This window comes from Gemmatimonadota bacterium, assembly GCA_041390105.1.
In the GTDB taxonomy this organism is placed as follows: domain Bacteria; phylum Gemmatimonadota; class Gemmatimonadetes; order Longimicrobiales; family Gaopeijiaceae; genus JAGQIF01.
This window is the reverse complement of record JAWKQO010000001.1, coordinates 2,080,474-2,096,813: the sequence shown is the minus strand read 5'-3', so window position 1 is coordinate 2,096,813 and position 16,340 is coordinate 2,080,474. Positions and strand designations below refer to the sequence as shown.

The following is a 16,340-nucleotide window of genomic DNA, read 5'->3' as shown; positions in this document are numbered from 1 at the left end:
CGTTCGGGGCGCGACCGAGGAGCCCCCGCAGGCGGACGCCCCGGCGCTCGGGTGTCGCCCGCCACGGGGAATCGCGCGCAGCCAGGGCGAAGCGAGGGCCGGTCTACTCAAGGGATGGGGGGGCCCCCATCTTTCCCGACTGACCCCACGCTCGACTCCAGCCGCCCAGGTCCCATGCTCCGAACCCATCCGGCCGGCCGCGCCCTGGCGCTGACCCTGCTCTCCTACAGCCTGAGCGGCGCGGCGCCGCTGAGGGCCGCGCAGCAGGCCGGCAATGACGTGGGGAGCCAGCCCGAGCGCTCGGTGATCGACGGATCGCCCGCTCCTGCGGCCCCCGCCTCGATCACGCGTGACGCCTCCGGGCGCGCCACCGTGCGGGCCATCCGCTTGAGTGAGCCACTCCGTCTCGACGGCCGCCTGGACGAGCCGGTCTACGAAGGCAATGAGCCCTTCGGCGACTTCATCCAGGCGGCCCCGGTCTCAGGGGCGCCCTCCACGGAGCGCACGGACGTCTGGATCTCCTACGACGACGAGAACCTGTACATCACCTGCCGCTGCTGGGACTCCTCTCCGCCCTCGACCTGGATCGCCAACGAGCTGCGCCGCGATACGCCCGGACTCCGCAACAACGAGCACTTCGGTGTGATGCTGGACACGTTCTACGATCGGCGCAGCGGATCGATGTTCTACGCCAATCCGTTGGGGGGCCGCTCCGACTACCAGGTCGTGGATGAAGGTGGCCCCAACACCGATTGGAATCCCGTATGGGACGTGGCCGCGGGCCGCTTCGACGGAGGCTGGACGCTCGAGATGGCGATCCCCTTCAAGTCGCTGCGCTACAAGGAGGGGCCGGAGCCGCTCTGGGGCATCCAGATGCGGCGTTCCATCCGCCACAAGAACGAGTGGGCGTACCTGAATCCGGTCCCGGCCTTCCTGGCCGGACCACAGGCGCTCAACCGCGTCTCCTCCGGAGGCACCCTGGTGGGGCTCGATCTTCCGCCGGCCGGCAGCAACGTGGAAATCAAGCCCTACGGGCTGGCGGGGCTCAATACCGACCGTACGGCCGATCCGGTCGTGGACAATCGCACGAGTGGTGATGTGGGGGTCGACCTCAAGTACGCGCTCACATCCAACCTCACCGCCGACCTCACGCTGAACACCGACTTCGCGCAGGTCGAAGTGGACGAGCAGCAGGTCAACCTCACCCGCTTCAGCCTCTTCTTCCCCGAGAAGCGCGAGTTCTTCCTCGAGGGGCGCGGCATGTTCGACTTCGGCCGCGGCGGGGGTGGGTTCGGATTCGGCGGGGGCGGCGGCGGTGGAGGGGGTGGTGGTGGTGGCGGAGGGGGTGGCGGTTTCGGAGGAGGCGGCGGAGACGCGCCTTCACTGTTCTACAGCCGCCGCATCGGGCTTCAGAGCGGTGAGCTGGTGCCCATCCAGGCGGGGGCGCGCGTCACGGGCAAGGTGGGCTCCTTCGGCGTGGGCGCCATGAACATCCAGGCCGGAGGCGTGGACGCGGCGGGGATCCCGTCCACGAACTACTCCGTGCTGCGCGTCAAACGCGACATCCTGAAGCGCAGCTCCATCGGCGCGCTCTTCACCAATCGCTCGCAGGCCGCCGGGGGCGAGGGCTCCAATCAGGCCTATGGCGTGGACGCGGCGTTCGCGTTCTTCACCAATCTGAATCTGGGCGCCTACTGGGCCCAGACCGCCACCTCGGGCTACGGTTCCGACGATCAGAGCTGGCAGGTGCAAGGCGCCTACGCTGCGGACAAGTACGGGCTGACTGCTTCTGCACTGGAGGTGGGTGCCGACTTCAACCCCGAGGTGGGTTTCTTGAGGAGGAGTGGCTTTCGCAAGTGGTCCACATCCGCCCGCTTCAGCCCGCGTCCGGCCGCCGTGGAGGCGGTCCGCAAGCTGACCTGGGTGGCTACGGTGGACTACTTCGAGGACCGCCAGGGACGCATGGAGTCCCGCAGTCAGGAAGCCAACTTCAACATCGAGCTGGAGAACAGCGACCAGGTGTTCTTCCAGACCACCAAGGCGTTCGAGCGTCTGGTCGACCCGTTCGAGGTGTCCTCCGACCTGACCATCGTTCCCGGTGCCTACGAGTTCACCGACTACCGGCTGTCCTACAATTTCGGGCCGCAGCGGCGACTTTCCGGGAACGTCGCCTTCAATTGGGGCGAGTTCTACGACGGGTCCATCCGTTCGCTCAGCGTGAACCAGGGCAGGGTGGTGGTCACGCAGCGCCTCTCGCTGGAGCCCGGTGTCAGCCTGAACTTCATCGACCTACCCGTTGGCGAATCCACTCAAACCGTGCTGCGACTGCGCGCGGACTACGCCTTCACCGCGCGCATGTTCGCGAGCAGCCTGTTCCAGTACAACGAAGACGCCAACAGCCTCTCCAGCAACGTCCGCTTCCGCTGGGAGTACCGGCCGGGCAGCGAGCTGTTCGTGGTATGGACCGATGAGCGCGATACGGGACCGGGTGGAACCGGGCTCCGCAACCGGGCGCTGGCGCTGAAGTTCACGCGATTGCTGCGGTACTGAGGCCTGGGTCGAACGGATCCCTGCCTTGACCAGGGAACGGTTCGGCGCTAATGGTAACCATATGGTTACCATTCTTGCCGAGACCGATCCGACCCTGGACCGGACCCTCCACGCGCTCTCGGACCCGACACGGCGGGCGATCCTGGCCCGCCTGACGGAAGGGGAAGCCACCGTGGGAGAGCTGGCCGCGCCCTTCGAGATCACCCGCCCCGCCATTTCCAAGCACCTGCGCGTGTTGGAGGGGGCGCACCTGGTGCGGCGTACCCGGGAGGGGCGGGTCAGCCGCTGCGTCCTGGATCCGACGCCGCTCAAGGACGTGGCCGATTGGGTGGGGCGCTATCAGCGGTTCTGGGAGCAGCAGCTGGACGGGTTGGCTCGGTACCTCGAGCGCACTGCGCCTACGGCGGCAGAGGAGGAGGGATGATGGGGGAGACGTCGACCGTGAAGGTCTCACGACGCGTCGAGGCGGGCCTCGAGCGCGTGTTCCGTGCCTGGACCGACCCGGCGCAGATGAAGCAGTGGGCCTGCCCCGAGCACGCCGTGGTCGAGGAGGCCAGCGTGGACCTGCGGGTGGGCGGAGGCTACGAGATCCGGATGCGGGGAGACGAGGAGCGCTACACGGCCTACGGAACCTATCGCGTCGTCCATCGCCCGCACCGACTGGTCTACACCTGGGATTGGCGTGAGGAGGCGCACCGGATGGGTGAGACGCTGGTCACGGTGGAGTTTGTCGCGTCCGGGGAAGGAACGGAGGTCACCGTGACCCACGAGCGTTTCCCGAGCGTCGAAGCGAGGGACGGGCACCAGTTCGGTTGGACGAGCTGCCTCGATCGCTTCGAGCGCCTGCTGGCGCCCTCGCGGGCGGGTGCAGCCGGTACAGGGGGCTGAGGCGCCGCCGCTCGCGCGTTGGTGTCCCCGCCAGCACCGTTTCGCCGTTGGGCTCCTTGGATGCCGCACACTCTCCAGGGAGGGACAGATGCCGAGACCCCCGATCCGCCGCGCCGGTATGGCCCTGACTGCAGCCGCCTTGGCCCTGGTCACGGTCCAGGCGGGCGCCGCCCAGAACGTGTTGAGTGCCTTCGCGGGGAGCGTCGAGAAGGGAGTCTACGAGGCGGACTACGATGCGCTGGAGTACCCGGTCGAGATCGCGGCCGACCCTGAGGTCGCTCGGGTCGAAGGTGCGCTGCTGAGCCGGGTGCTGACCAAGCCTCGGGACAAGAGCACGCTCGAGGTCTTTCGCAGCTACGAACGGGAAATCGCGTCCGCCGGCTTCACCACGCACGTGTCGTCGGGTCCGGGCCTGCCCCTGCAGCAGACAATCCGCAAGGTCTACATGCGTTCTGGAGCGCCCCTCAACGCGCGGGCCTACCGGAACACGGACGGCCGCGTGGGGCGGAGCGATCTCGACCGCATCGCGACGCAGCCCGACTACTATCTGGTGGCAAGCCGCACGCGGGGAAGCCACACGCTGTACGTCTGTGTGCTGATCTCCACGAACCAGGATCTGTACATGGTCGAGGAGCTCACCGTGGCGGCGATGGAGGAGGGCACTGTGAGCCTGGATCTCGAGCGGATGCGCTCCGAGATCGCCGAGACCGGGAAGATCGCGATCTACGACATCCACTTCGCCACCGGCAGCGCGGCGATCGAACCGGAGTCCGCTGCGGCCCTGGCCGTGATCGCAACGTACCTGTCGGATGCGCCCGGAGACTTCTACGTGGTGGGGCACACCGACGATACCGGAACGTTGGAGGGCAATCTGAGGCTTTCCGCCGAGCGAGCCGCGGCAGTGCGTGAGGCGCTGGTGCGAGACCACGGCGTGTCCGCGTCCAGGCTGGAGACCCGCGGGGTCGGCCCCCTGGCGCCCGTGTCCACCAACACCGGCGAAGCCGGCCGCGCGCTGAACCGGCGCGTCGAGATCGTGCAACGGCTCGGCGGGAGCCGCTGAGCCCGAACGCCGGATGCTGTGTCCGGACGCGGATTGCCCCGTATGGGGCTGAAAGCGTGGCCCGCCGCCCGCGTACGTGACCTCGTCCCTGGGACCTCGGTCTGGCGCATGCATCTGTCCTGGAGCGGAGGGAGAATGGTCGCGCGACGACGCAGCGTGGAACGGCTTCGCTCGCTTGCGGCGGCCGCGCTCTGGCCCCTGGCTGCGGCGTCCACGCCCCTGGTCGCGCAGGATCCCACCGGGATCTGGCGCATCGAGGAGTGGCGACCGGGCGTCCTCGCGAGCGTCGTGCAGGAAGGCGTGCCCTATTCACAGTATGCGACCTCCCTGATCGTCATTGGTTCGGACGGAGTCCTGGTCGTCGACACGCGGGACACGCCCCGTGCCGCCCTGGATCTGTTGCGGGAGATCCGCGCGCGCACGGACCTACCGGTCCGTTGGGTGGTCAACAGCCACTGGCACTGGGATCACATGGGTGGGAACCAGGTGTTCGCGGACTCGTTCCCGAACGTGCAGATCGTCGCCCAGGCGAACGCAGCGCGGCGCATACGCGAGGACGGGGAGGCACGCTTCCAAGAAGAGATCGACCGGCTGACGGCCCGCTCGGAGCGGCTGCAGCGCTGGTTGACCAACGGGGAGACGGACGACGGCAGGGCGTTGAGCGAGGCGGACCGCCAACAGGTCGAAGACGTGCTGGACCGGGATCAGGTTCGCGTCCAGGACCTGGGCGCGGTGCGAGTGACGGCTCCAACCCTCGAGGTGCAGGACGCCTGGAGTCCGCCGGGTTGGGAGGGGATGGTGGAGGTCCGGCATCCCGGCCCTGCGCACACGGACGGAGACCTGATCGTGCGCCTCCCGGGCGCGGGGGTCATGGCGGTGGGCGATGTGATCGAGCAAGGACTTCCCTGGTTCGGGGATGGTACCGTGGGCGGGACGCGCGAAGTGTTGGACCATCTGGATGACCTCCTTCCACTTCCGGGCCACGGCCCGGTGCCGGCGGACCGTTCGCTGTTGAACGGACAGCGGGCGTTCCTGGACGCAGCCTGCACCGTGCTGGAGCGGGTCTGGACCTCCGACCAGCCGGTGGACGAGGCGCTGCTGGCGCTCGACCTCGATGCCCACGCCGCGGCGTTCCCGGGAGTGGGCAGGGAGGCCTTGATCGACTTCGTGCGGGGCGTCCTGGAGCAACGGGCCAACGAGCGGCGCGCGGGAGCGGCGGGTTTGCTCTAGGACCTTGCTCGCCCGCGACGTAGCGGGCCGTTGCTCTGGCACTGCGCCGACCGGAAGTGCCGATCCGCCGCATCACGTTGCGCGTGCCTTCCCCGGGGACGCATTCTGCGGCGCCTGGTGCATCACTTCCTTCGTCGGGGCGTCTGGTCGTGGGTTCTCCCGTTGTTTCCCCTGAACGTGAGCGTGCCGCGCTCGCCGAGCTCGCTGCTGCCTACGGCGTCAAGACACACTATTTCGACGGTCTCGACCGGCCCGTCGAGGTGGCGCCAGACACCCTGGTGCGTGTCTGCGCCGCGCTCGGTGCCGCGATCGCGCGCGCGTCCGATGCGCCCGACGCGCTACGCGCCCACCAGGAGGCGGTACGGACGACTGCGCTCCCCCCGGTGTTGGTGGCGTGGGATGGCACCTTACCCCGCGTGCACTGGGCCGCGGCCGGTCCGGTGCGGGCCGAGGTGCACCTCGAAGGCGATGGAGTGATCTCGTTGTCGGTGGCCGAGGGCGTCCTGACCACCGACGCGCCGCTGCCCTTCGGCTACCACCGCTTGACCGTGGAATCGGGGTCCCACGTCGAAAGCGCCAACGTGATCGCGGCTCCAACGCTGGCGTTCCGTCGCGACCGGGACGGGCACAGTTGGGGCGTGGGCACGCAGCTGGCGGCGCTGCGCTCCCGTCGCAGCAGAAGTCTGGCGGATCTCGCAGACCTCGAGCGCTTGTGCCGGTGGGTAGGTGCGCACGGGGGAGACCTGGTCACGGTGCTGCCGCTGCTGCCCACGTTCAACGGCGCGCCCGCCGAGCCCAGCCCCTATAGCCCGGTGAGTCGTCTGTTCTGGTCGGAGCTCATCCTCGATCTGGGCGGCGGCCATCGTCCCACGAAAGCCCCCGGCGTGCTGGACGTCTCCCGCGCCGATGAGGAAGTGCGGGCGGCGCTACGAACGCTCCCGGTTCCGGACCGGGCCGCACTCGATGCGGAGTTGCTGCGCTACGCGCGCTTCCGGGGCGCGCAGGCGCGCTGGGGCCGCAACTGGAGGGACTGGCCCTCGGGCCCCCGGGCGGGGCGGCTTTCCGACGGGGACGTGGACCTCGAAGAGGAACGCTTTCATCTGGTGGCGCAATCGCTGGTGCGTGGCCAGCTGGACGGTCTGCGCCACCGGTTGGAGAACGACGGTGTGCGTCTGGGCCTCGACCTGGCGGTGGGCGTGCATCCCGACGGATACGATCCGTGGTCCCGCCAGCCGCTCTTCGCGGAAGGCATGTCGGTGGGCGCGCCTCCCGACCGGGGCTTTCCTTCGGGTCAGGACTGGGGCTTCTCTCCCGTGCTGCCGGCAGCCTCGCGCGTCGAGGGGCATCGCTATCTGGCCGCGTCCATCGCTCATCAAGCCAGCCTGGCCGGGGTGCTCCGTATCGATCACATCATGGCCTGGACCCGGCTCTACTGGATTCCGCACGGGTTCGGGTTGCACGAGGGGACCTACGTGACGTATCCGGCAGAAGAGCTGTTCGGAATCCTCACGCTGGAATCGCATCGACACCGGTGCGAGATCGTGGGCGAGAATCTCGGGACGGTGCCTCCCGAGATCGGCGAGGCGCTTCCACGCCACCGGATCTGGGGGATGTACCTGGCGGAATTCGAGGCCATGGGTGACGCGCCGCAGTCACCCAGCGAACAGCAGATGGCCCTGATCGGCACGCACGACACGCCCACGTTGGCGGGATGGATCGCTGGGATCGACATTGACGAGCGGGTGCGCTGCGGGCTCCTGCGCGAGGATGCGGCGCCGGGCGAACGGGAAGCGCGCACGGCCGGGGCACGCCGCCTGGCAGAGCTGCTGCTCCGCGACCCGGACGATCTCCCCACGCTGTTGGGCGCCCTGCTGGACTGGCTCGGGCGCTCGTCCAGCCCACTGGTGGTTCCCTGGCTCGAGGATCTATGGCTGGAGTCCGAACAGGTGAATCTACCCGGGACCCGCTCTTCAGAGCGCCCCAACTGGCAGCGACCCATGTCGCGGCTGCTGGACGATGTCATGGCCGACGTCGAGGTGGCGGAGCGGCTGCGCCGCCTCCAGGCCGCACGTCAGGCCGCCTCCGCGGATCCCTCCCCCTCTGACTGAGCGAGATCGTATGTCATCCGAGCTCTCGGGAGCAGCGACGCCCCACGACCGGGACCGCGGTCCTGCACGGGCCGCGGCGGAGACCCTCAAGCGCAAGCCGCGCCTCTCGTTCTGGGACATCTGGAACATGAGCTTCGGGTTCCTGGGGATCCAGTTCGGGTTCGCGCTGCAGAACGCCAACGTGAGCCGGATCTTCGAGACGCTGGGGGCCAGCGTCGAGGACATTCCGATTCTCTGGATCGCGGCGCCCGTGACCGGACTGCTGGTCCAGCCGGTTGTCGGCTATCTGAGCGACCGCACCTGGAACCGGCTGGGCCGGCGCCGTCCCTTCTTCCTGGGCGGAGCCATCCTGGCCACCATCGCCTTGATCCTGATGCCGAACTCGCCCGTGCTGTGGATCGCGGCGGGGATGCTCTGGATCATGGATGCCTCCATCAACGTTTCGATGGAGCCCTTCCGCGCGTTCGTAGGGGATAACCTCCCCTCCGAGCAGCGCACCACCGGCTTCGCCATGCAGAGCTTCTTCATCGGCACCGGCGCGGTGGTGGCCTCCATTCTTCCCTGGCTCCTGACGGAACAGTTCGGCGTGAGCAACGAAGCCCCCGCCGGTGTGATTCCGGACTCCGTGCGGCTGTCCTTCTATCTGGGCGCAGCGGTCTTCTTCGTGGCGGTGTTGTGGACGGTCCTGCGCTCCTTCGAGTATTCGCCCGACGAGATGGCGTCGTTCGAAGAGAACCAGTCGCGAGAAGCGTTCATCAAGGACATCCGTTCCCCCGCGCAGCTGGCCGAGAACGGGGGGCGTCAGGTGGCGTGGGGTGCCACGCTGGCCGTGGTGGGGACGTTGTTCACGCTCTGGCTGGCGAGCCGATCCATCCATGAGGTCATGGTGCTGTCTTCCGGCCTCATCGTGGTAGGCGCCCTGCTCATGGTGTCGGGGGCGCTGCAACGCGCGGGACGGTCCCAGAACGGCTTCGTGACCATCCTCAACGACTTCCAGGACATGCCGCGCACCATGAAGCAGCTGGCCTGGGTCCAGTTCTTCAGCTGGTTCGCCCTCTTCGCCATGTGGATCTACACGACCGCGGCCGTGACCAGCCACATCTACGGCGCGTCCGACCCCACCTCGGCGCTGTACAACGAGGGGGCCAACTGGGTGGGTGTCTGCTTTGCCACCTACAACGGCATCGCCGCCCTGGTGGCCTTCCTGATTCCGGCGTTGGCCCGCCGCACCAGTCGCCGGGCGGCACACGCGGTCTGTCTGGTATGCGGAGCGCTGGGGCTCCTCTCGGTCTTCCTGATCTCGGACCCGACGCTGTTGCTCGGGTCCATGGTCGGCGTCGGCATCGCCTGGGCGAGCATCCTGTCGATGCCCTACGCGATCCTGACCGGGTCGCTGCCACCCTCGAAGATGGGGTACTACATGGGTGTCTTCAATTTCTTCATCGTGATCCCTCAGATCGTGGCGGCTTCAGTACTCGGCTTCCTGATCGGGCGCTTGTTCGGCGGTGAAGCCATCTACGCGCTGTTGGTGGGTGGAGCCTCCTTGGTCTTGGCGGCCCTCCTGACGATGCGGGTCGACGATCACGACGATGTGGCGGCTGCCAGTGCGAGGTGAGGAGGTGACGATGGACTGGCGCGCGCGCAGGACTGGACGAACCCAGTGGGGCGCAACACGGGTGGCGCTCACGCTGGCACTGAGCACGGTCACCGGGTTCGGGTGCCGCGCGGAGGCGACTCCCGCAGGCGACGCTGCGGCAGACGAGCCTCCCACGTCGGCGGCTGTCGCTCCCTCGGAGCCCGAGTTCTGGAACAGCGCCACCGTCTACTTCCTCCTCACGGATCGGTTCAGGAACGGGGACCCGTCCAACGACTTCGCACTGGGGCGCGCCCGGGATGGAGCGCCCCTGCGAAGCTTCCTGGGCGGGGACTTCCGCGGTGTCCTCGAGAAGATCGAGGAAGGCTATTTCGACGCCCTCGGCGTCACGGCCCTCTGGATGACGCCCTTCGTGGAGCAGATCCACGGAAGCGTCGACGAAGGCACCGGACAGAGTTACGGCTTCCATGGCTATTGGGCGCGGGATTGGACCGCGGTCGAACCTGCCCTGGGCAGCGTCGAGGATCTACGTGCGCTGATCGACGCGGCGCACAGGCATGGCATGCGGGTGCTCATGGACGCCGTGATCAACCACACGGGCCCGGTGACGCCCCTCGATCCACAGTGGCCGGACGAGTGGGTGCGCACGGGTCCCCGCTGTGTGTACACGAACTACGTGACCACGGTCGAGTGCACGCTGGTAGACAATCTCCCGGACGTTCGTACCGATCGCGACGAGCCCGTGGAGCTGCCGCCGCTGCTGGTGGCCAAGTGGGAGCAGGAAGGACGGCTCGCCGAGGAGCGGGCCGAGCTCGACGCGTTCTTCCAGCGCACGGGGTATGCCCGAGCGCCCCGCTACTACCTCATCAAGTGGCTCACCGATTGGGTGCGGGAGCTCGGGATCGACGGGTACCGGGTGGATACCGCCAAGCACTTCGAGGAGCGGATCAGCGCCGAGCTGGCGCGCGAAGCCGAAACGGCGCTGGCGGAGTGGCGGGCTGCCCATCCCGAAGCTGCCGGCGACGATCTGCCCTTCTTCATGGTGGGTGAGGTCTACGGCTACGATGTCGACGGCGGAGCGGAGTACGACTTCGGAGATCGACGCGTCGATTACTTCGAGTTCGGATACGATGCCCTGATCAACTTCGGATTCAAGCGGGCCGCGACGGGACCGATCGACGACCTGTTCAGCCGCTACTCCAGGGCGCTGAGCGAGGGAGCCGTGGAGGGCTCGGCGATCCTGAACTACGTGAGCTCCCACGACGACGGGGAGCCCTACGACCTGGAGCGGCGAGATCCGCTGGGGGCGGGCACGCGCCTCCTGCTTTCACCCGGTGGTGCGCAGATCTACTACGGCGACGAGGTGGCGCGACCGCTGCAGGTCGCGGGTGCGCAAGGCGACGCGAACCTGCGTTCGCCGATGGAGTGGGACGCCATCGACGGTGGCGACGTCCGCACGCGTGAGATCCTGGACCACTGGCAGAAGCTCGGACGGTTCCGCGCCGCACACCCGGCGGTGGGGAGCGGACTGCATCGCTCGCATCAAACGGACCCGTACATCTTCAGCCGTACCTTGGAGCGCCCCCAGGGTGCGGACCGGGTGTTGGTGGCACTCGCTGCGGCACCCGGCGTGAAGACGATCCCGGTGTTCGGCGTGTTCGAGGACGGCACGGTGCTCGAAGATGCCTATTCCGGCTGGACGGGCCCGGTGCGTGCCGGGGTCGTCACCGTGGAGAGCGCGTTCGGGATCGTCCTGCTGGGAGAGCCCCGGTGAGAGCGGCGGTCGTCGTCCGCCGTACCGCCGTCCTCCTGATCGCGGGTCTCCTGCCCGAAGGCACGCATGGACAGGAGGCACCCGCGGGCCCCCGTCTCCGCGCCGAGGTCGAAGGAGGGCGGGCCATCCGCCTCTCGTTCGTGGGGGTGGCGCCCGTCAGCGACCCGCGCGAGGTCCGACTCACGGATGGGCGAGGACGGCCCCTGGTGATCGAGGCGCTGCTGCCCAACACGGCCGACGCGGTACTGTTGGTGCCTGCCGCACCGTTCGATCCAATGCGCGTCCACTACGTGGAGGTTCCCTCGCTCGAGCTCGCGGCGTTGGTACGGCGCGATCCGCTCTTCCGCGCCCTGTACTCGGCCAAGCCGCTGGGCGCGCTCGTTGCCGAGGACGGAGCCCGCACCGACGTGCGGATCTTCGCCCCGCGAGCGACGGCGGTGCGGCTGTTCCTCTATCGCGCCAAGGACGACGCCCCGGAGGAGGCGTTCCAGGTGGTGGGGATGGTGCGTGATCCGGACGGCGTCTGGGAAGCCACTCTGGACGGGGATCTGCACGGCTCCTGGTACGATTTCACCGTGCACGGTCCGGACGACCCGGGCAACTGGTTCTACGAGACCCATCCCGTGCACATCTCCGACCCCTATGCGCTGGTCAACGACGATGCCCAGGGGAAGTCGAGGATCTGGCGCGACGGACCGCCGCCCCCGCCGGTCCGTGGCGGCCGCCCCGCCATGGAGGACGTGGTCGCCTACGAAGTGCACGTGCAGGACTTCACCGATCTGCTGCCGGTGGCCCTCGAAGACCGAGGCACGCTCGCGGCGTTCGCGCGCGCTGGACTCGTCAACCAGCACGGAGAGCCGGTGGGATTCGACCACCTGGTCGAGCTCGGCGTCAACGTGGTGCACCTCATGCCGGTTCAGGAGTACCTGCACTATCCGGACGAGGCCTGGAGAGCGGCGTTCGCGGAGGACGACTTCGCACGCACGATGGGGATCGACCGCGAGAACTACCAGTGGGGATACCGCACCACCCACGCGTTCGCGGTCGAGAGCCGCTTTCGGCCTCGCGGTGCGGAGCCAGGCTCCGAGCGAGAGTACTTCAAAGCGTTGGTGCGCGCCTTCCATGACCGGGGCATTGCCGTGGTCATCGATGTGGTCCCGAACCACACCGGGGAGAACATGGATGGGCGCCACTTGCTGCTCAATTTCAACGCTCTGGATCTCCCCTACTACTACCGGACCGACGAACGCCTCCAACACATCGGGCCCTTCGGCAACGAAGTGAAGTCCGAGGAACGGCCGATGGTGCAGCGCTGGATGCTGGATCAGCTCCGCCATTGGGTCGAGGTGCTCGGCGTCGACGGGTTCCGCATCGATCTGGCCGGTCAGATCGATCGCCAGACCTTGGGCTGGATCAAAGCCGAGCTTCCCTCCGATCTGATCCTGTACGGAGAGCCGTGGATCGCACCGAGTGACCCGGACGTGCGCGCCAACCCCGACTGGGCGTGGTACAAGGCCGATGCGCCCATCACCTTCTTCCAGGACGACGCCCGCAACGCGATTCAGGGATCGCCCTTCGACGTCGAAGACCGGGGCTGGGCCGGGGGGGATGCGGACGCGCGCGACGCGGCCATGCGGGCCCTCGCCAACGACTACCCGGAAGAGCCTCGCACCACGTCCGGCATCGCCTACGTCGACATCCATGACAACTGGGCGCTGACCGATCGATACGCCAGCGAAGACCACGATGGGCGGAACGGCGTGGACCTGGGCGCCGTGCGTCGGGCCGCCGGATTGCTGCTGACCTCGGCAGGGCCGGTGGTGCTGCACGGGGGGACGGAGATGTTGCGTTCCAAGGGGCTGGCGCCGCTCGAGGCCCGAGAGGTGGAGGCGGTGGGCGGCACCGTCCACTTCAAGGGCCGGGACGATACGTACAACCTGCGGGCGCCCAACCGCTTCCTGTGGGAGACCCTGGCCCCCGGTTCCCCACAGGCTGCGATGCGGGACTATTGGAAGGGGCTGTTGGCGCTACGTCGCTCCTCCCACGGGTCCGTCTTCCGGGTGCCGCACGTTCCCGAGGGGCACTATCGCTGGATCACAGCCGACGATCCCCATGTGCTCGGCTACGTCGTGGGCGAGCAGGTCCTCGTCCTGGTGAACAACGGAGACGAGGCGGTGCGGGTGCGCGTCGACGTCGGCGAGGGTGCGTGGCGTCAGGTGGCCGACGCCGAACGGGTCGACGTGGAGCACGGCGTGGCGGGAAGCCTGTCGCGCCTCGCCGGAGGGAGTCACGAGATCTCCGTACCGGCCGGCGCCTTCTTGCTCTGGGTCCGCGAGGCCTCTCAGTCCTCCAGATAGTCCGGCCAGCCGGGCTTCGTCTGCGCCGCGAACACCACGAACGACTCCAGATGGGCCACGCCGTGCTGGGTGGTGAGCGCATCCATCGTGAAGTCCCTCAGATGTTGGATGTCCCGCGTGGCCACGTGCATCAGGAAGTCGTGCTCGCCCGTGACGTGGTAGAGCGCCCGCACCTCGGGGAGCGCGATGGTGTGTTGGCGGAAGGCCTCCACCAGCTCGCGCGTGTGGCGGGCCAGCCGTACCGCCACCACGGCCTGAACGCCCACACCCAGCGCCCCCGGGTCGACGACCGCGTGGGCTCCGGTGAGGACGCCGCGGTCGAAGAGCCGCCGTACGCGCTCCAGACAGGCGGACGGGGATAGGCCCACGCGCTCGGCCAGGTCCCGGTTGGAGAGCCGGGCATTCTGCACCAGGAGCTCGATCAGGCGCCGATCCGTTCGGTCCAGGGGTGTTTCCATGGTTTGATTCCGAATTTAATGCGGTCAACTTGAAAGTGAGTAGAAGATAATACCATCCTTGTGCTGTAACTCAGAACAAGGAGGCCTTCCATGCGTGCCAGAACGAGGTTCGCCACCGCCGCCGTCCACGGTGCCTGGGACCCGAAGGGCCTCGGGGCGGGAATGGTGCCCCCGATCGACCTGTCCACCACCTACCGCCTGCCGATCGGGCCGGACGGGCCCGCCCTGATGGACGGATGGGTGGCGGGCGAGGAGTTGGACGGGTCGCCGATCTATGCGCGGCTCCACAACCCCACCGTCGCAGCCTTCGAGCGTGGGCTGGCCCGCCTGGAGGGCGCGGATGGAGCAGTGGCGTTCGCGTCGGGGATGGCGGCCATGACTGCGGTCCTGCTGGCGGCGCGAGTGGCGGGCCAGGGGAACCACGTGGTGGCGGTGCGGCCGCTCTACGGCGGGACCGACCACCTGCTCTCCAGCGGACTGCTCGGGCTGCGGATCACCTGGGCGACACCCGAGGCGGTGGCTGAGGCGATCGAGGCGGATACGGTCCTGGTGATCGCGGAGACCCCAGGCAATCCCACCCTGGATCTGGTCGATATCGAGGCGCTGGTGCGGGATGCCGGCGACGTGCCGGTGTTGATCGACTCCACCTTCGCTACGCCAGTGCTCCAGAACCCGATCGCGCACGGCGCGACGCTGGTTCTGCACAGCGCCACCAAGTTCATCGGCGGGCACTCGGACGCGCTGGGTGGCGTCGTGGCGGGACCGGACGCGTGGGTGCGGCGTCTGCGGCAGGTACGGATCGCGACCGGAGCGGTGCTGCATCCGCAGGCCGGCTACCTGCTCCACCGCGGCCTGGCCACACTCCCGACGCGCGTGCTGACGCAGCAGCGTTCCGCAATGACGCTCGCCGAACGGCTGCGCGCCCATCCTGACGTGCTGGAGGTTCGCTACCCGGGACTGGCGGCCAACGCCGGCCACGCCGGGATCGTGGCGCGTCAGATGCGTGGGCCCGGCACGATGATCGCCTTCCGTGTGCGCGGCGGATCTGCGGCGGCTCAGGGGCTGCTCGGTGGCCTGCGCGTCATCACCCCTGCGGTGAGTCTGGGTTCGGTGGAGACGCTGATCCAGGTTCCGGCAGACTTCACACACCGCGCCATGGATGCGGACGACCGTGCGGCTGCAGGGATCCCGGACGACCTGCTACGCCTTTCCGTCGGTCTGGAAGATGTTGAAGACCTGTGGGCGGATCTCGCCGCAGGACTCGAAGCCGCGCGCGAAGTGGGTGTGGACCGCGCAGAACGTGTGCTGGCCGGCGTGTGAGCGGGACTCAGCGCCAGCCCAGCTCGATCACCTCGAAGTCGCGCGCCCGCAGGCTGGCGAACGCCGGGTTCAACACGTCGTTGTTCCAGCGCGCGTCCATGGTGCCCTGTACGTAGAGGTCGCTGCCGTTGTCTGCGACGATCAGCCCGTAGCGTTGCATCGCCCGGAAGATGCGCTGGACCTCCGGCGCATACCCGGAGAGATCGACGCTGGGTTTGAGACGCAGGCGCGCTCCCATGGGCAGAGCGAGCGGGTTGGAGCCGGCGGCGTGCGACGCAGGCCAGACGTAGCCGTTGGTCGACCGCACCGTGACGCGGAAGGCGTGCTCAATCTCTTCGCTTCCCATCGCCTCGTGCGCCTTGACCAGCCCCGGGAAGATGGCGAGGCCGGCAGCATCGGCGGACGTCCACCCCTCCGGGCGCCGATCGTTGCGGCCAAGATCGAAGACGGCGCCTGAGCCCGCCTCCCAGCGCCCGGCCGACGCGTTCCAGCGTGTGGCCCAGGTCTCGAACAACAGCCAGCGGTCGCGGTCGACGATCAGCAGATGCCGGTCGCCCTCGTCCCCGCCTCCGGGCGCAGCGCCTTCGACGTGGTTCGCCTCGGTGCGGGCGACGGACGGGATCGGATAGCCCAACGGCCGACCCGGGGCACCTTCGTCGCTTTCGTCGCCGTAGAGCGTGAACGTGACGGGAACCAGCGGCTGCTCTCCGTCCACCGCGACGTAGGGGATGCCATAGGGCGGCGGTCCGAAGTCCGGGTGCAGGCCGCGGTCGGGACCGATGAACTGGATGAAGGCGCCGGAGCGCGGGTCGACCGGTGCGGTGGAGAGGTCGCGGTTCCACCAGTTGTCGGCGGGGAAGGGACGCCGCCCGGACAGCTCGTCCAGCAGGACCACCCCTTCCTCGCCGGAGTCCTCCGGTGCAGCCGGCGCGCCGGAGCAGGCGGGGAAGCAAGCGAGCATGAGCGCGAAGAGCGGGATGTGTCTTGGCATGGGCAGTTGG

12 protein-coding genes are annotated in these 16,340 nt (G+C 68.4%); 10 read left to right on the top strand and 2 right to left on the bottom strand.

The annotated features are described in order from the left end of the window. The first annotated feature begins 174 nt into the window (after positions 1–174). The 9 genes from R3E10_09180 (at position 175) to R3E10_09140 (ending at position 13,561) form a co-directional block, all read left to right on the top strand. Positions 175–2,550 carry a DUF5916 domain-containing protein gene (locus R3E10_09180; protein ID MEZ4415918.1) on the top strand — a complete coding sequence of 792 codons (2,376 nt, stop codon included), beginning with the start codon at positions 175–177 and terminating at the stop codon, positions 2,548–2,550. A 61-nt stretch (positions 2,551–2,611) separates the two neighbouring features. Beyond that, positions 2,612–2,974 carry a metalloregulator ArsR/SmtB family transcription factor gene (locus tag R3E10_09175; protein MEZ4415917.1) on the top strand — a complete coding sequence of 121 codons (363 nt, stop codon included), beginning with the start codon at positions 2,612–2,614 and terminating at the stop codon, positions 2,972–2,974. Beyond that, complete coding sequence (locus R3E10_09170) at positions 2,971–3,438, top strand: SRPBCC domain-containing protein (protein MEZ4415916.1); 468 nt, start codon at positions 2,971–2,973, stop codon at positions 3,436–3,438. The genes R3E10_09175 and R3E10_09170 overlap by 4 nt, the downstream gene beginning before the upstream one ends. A gap of 88 nt (positions 3,439–3,526) precedes the next feature. Continuing rightward, positions 3,527–4,498 (top strand): OmpA family protein, encoded by a 972-nt coding sequence (locus R3E10_09165; protein MEZ4415915.1) that lies wholly within the window; start codon positions 3,527–3,529, stop codon positions 4,496–4,498. A gap of 135 nt (positions 4,499–4,633) precedes the next feature. Beyond that, positions 4,634–5,728, top strand: coding sequence for an MBL fold metallo-hydrolase (locus R3E10_09160; protein MEZ4415914.1), 1,095 nt, complete (start codon positions 4,634–4,636; stop codon positions 5,726–5,728). Between the two features lie 149 nt (positions 5,729–5,877). Continuing rightward, a complete protein-coding gene (locus tag R3E10_09155; protein ID MEZ4415913.1) occupies positions 5,878–7,836 on the top strand; it encodes a 4-alpha-glucanotransferase in 1,959 nt (652 codons plus the stop codon). A gap of 127 nt (positions 7,837–7,963) precedes the next feature. Further along, positions 7,964–9,451 (top strand): MFS transporter, encoded by a 1,488-nt coding sequence (locus tag R3E10_09150; protein MEZ4415912.1) that lies wholly within the window; start codon positions 7,964–7,966, stop codon positions 9,449–9,451. Positions 9,452–9,461: 10 nt separating this feature from the next. After that, a complete protein-coding gene (locus R3E10_09145) occupies positions 9,462–11,204 on the top strand; it encodes an alpha-amylase family glycosyl hydrolase (protein ID MEZ4415911.1) in 1,743 nt (580 codons plus the stop codon). Next, positions 11,201–13,561 carry an alpha-amylase family glycosyl hydrolase gene (locus tag R3E10_09140; protein ID MEZ4415910.1) on the top strand — a complete coding sequence of 787 codons (2,361 nt, stop codon included), beginning with the start codon at positions 11,201–11,203 and terminating at the stop codon, positions 13,559–13,561. Before R3E10_09145 ends, R3E10_09140 begins: the two co-directional genes overlap by 4 nt. On the opposite strand, the gene R3E10_09135 is transcribed toward R3E10_09140, so the two are convergent. Further along, positions 13,546–14,019 carry an Lrp/AsnC family transcriptional regulator gene (locus tag R3E10_09135; protein ID MEZ4415909.1) on the bottom strand — a complete coding sequence of 158 codons (474 nt, stop codon included), beginning with the start codon at positions 14,017–14,019 and terminating at the stop codon, positions 13,546–13,548. The genes R3E10_09140 and R3E10_09135 overlap by 16 nt on opposite strands. A gap of 90 nt (positions 14,020–14,109) precedes the next feature. Here R3E10_09135 and R3E10_09130 point away from each other — a divergent pair, with 90 nt between their 5' ends. Then, the gene (locus tag R3E10_09130) at positions 14,110–15,339 is read left to right on the top strand and encodes an aminotransferase class I/II-fold pyridoxal phosphate-dependent enzyme (protein MEZ4415908.1); all 1,230 of its coding nucleotides are present in this window, start codon (positions 14,110–14,112) and stop codon (positions 15,337–15,339) included. A gap of 7 nt (positions 15,340–15,346) precedes the next feature. Here R3E10_09130 and R3E10_09125 read toward each other — a convergent pair whose 3' ends face one another. After that, positions 15,347–16,330 (bottom strand): hypothetical protein, encoded by a 984-nt coding sequence (locus tag R3E10_09125; GenBank protein MEZ4415907.1) that lies wholly within the window; start codon positions 16,328–16,330, stop codon positions 15,347–15,349. Between the last annotated feature and the right edge of the window lie 10 nt (positions 16,331–16,340).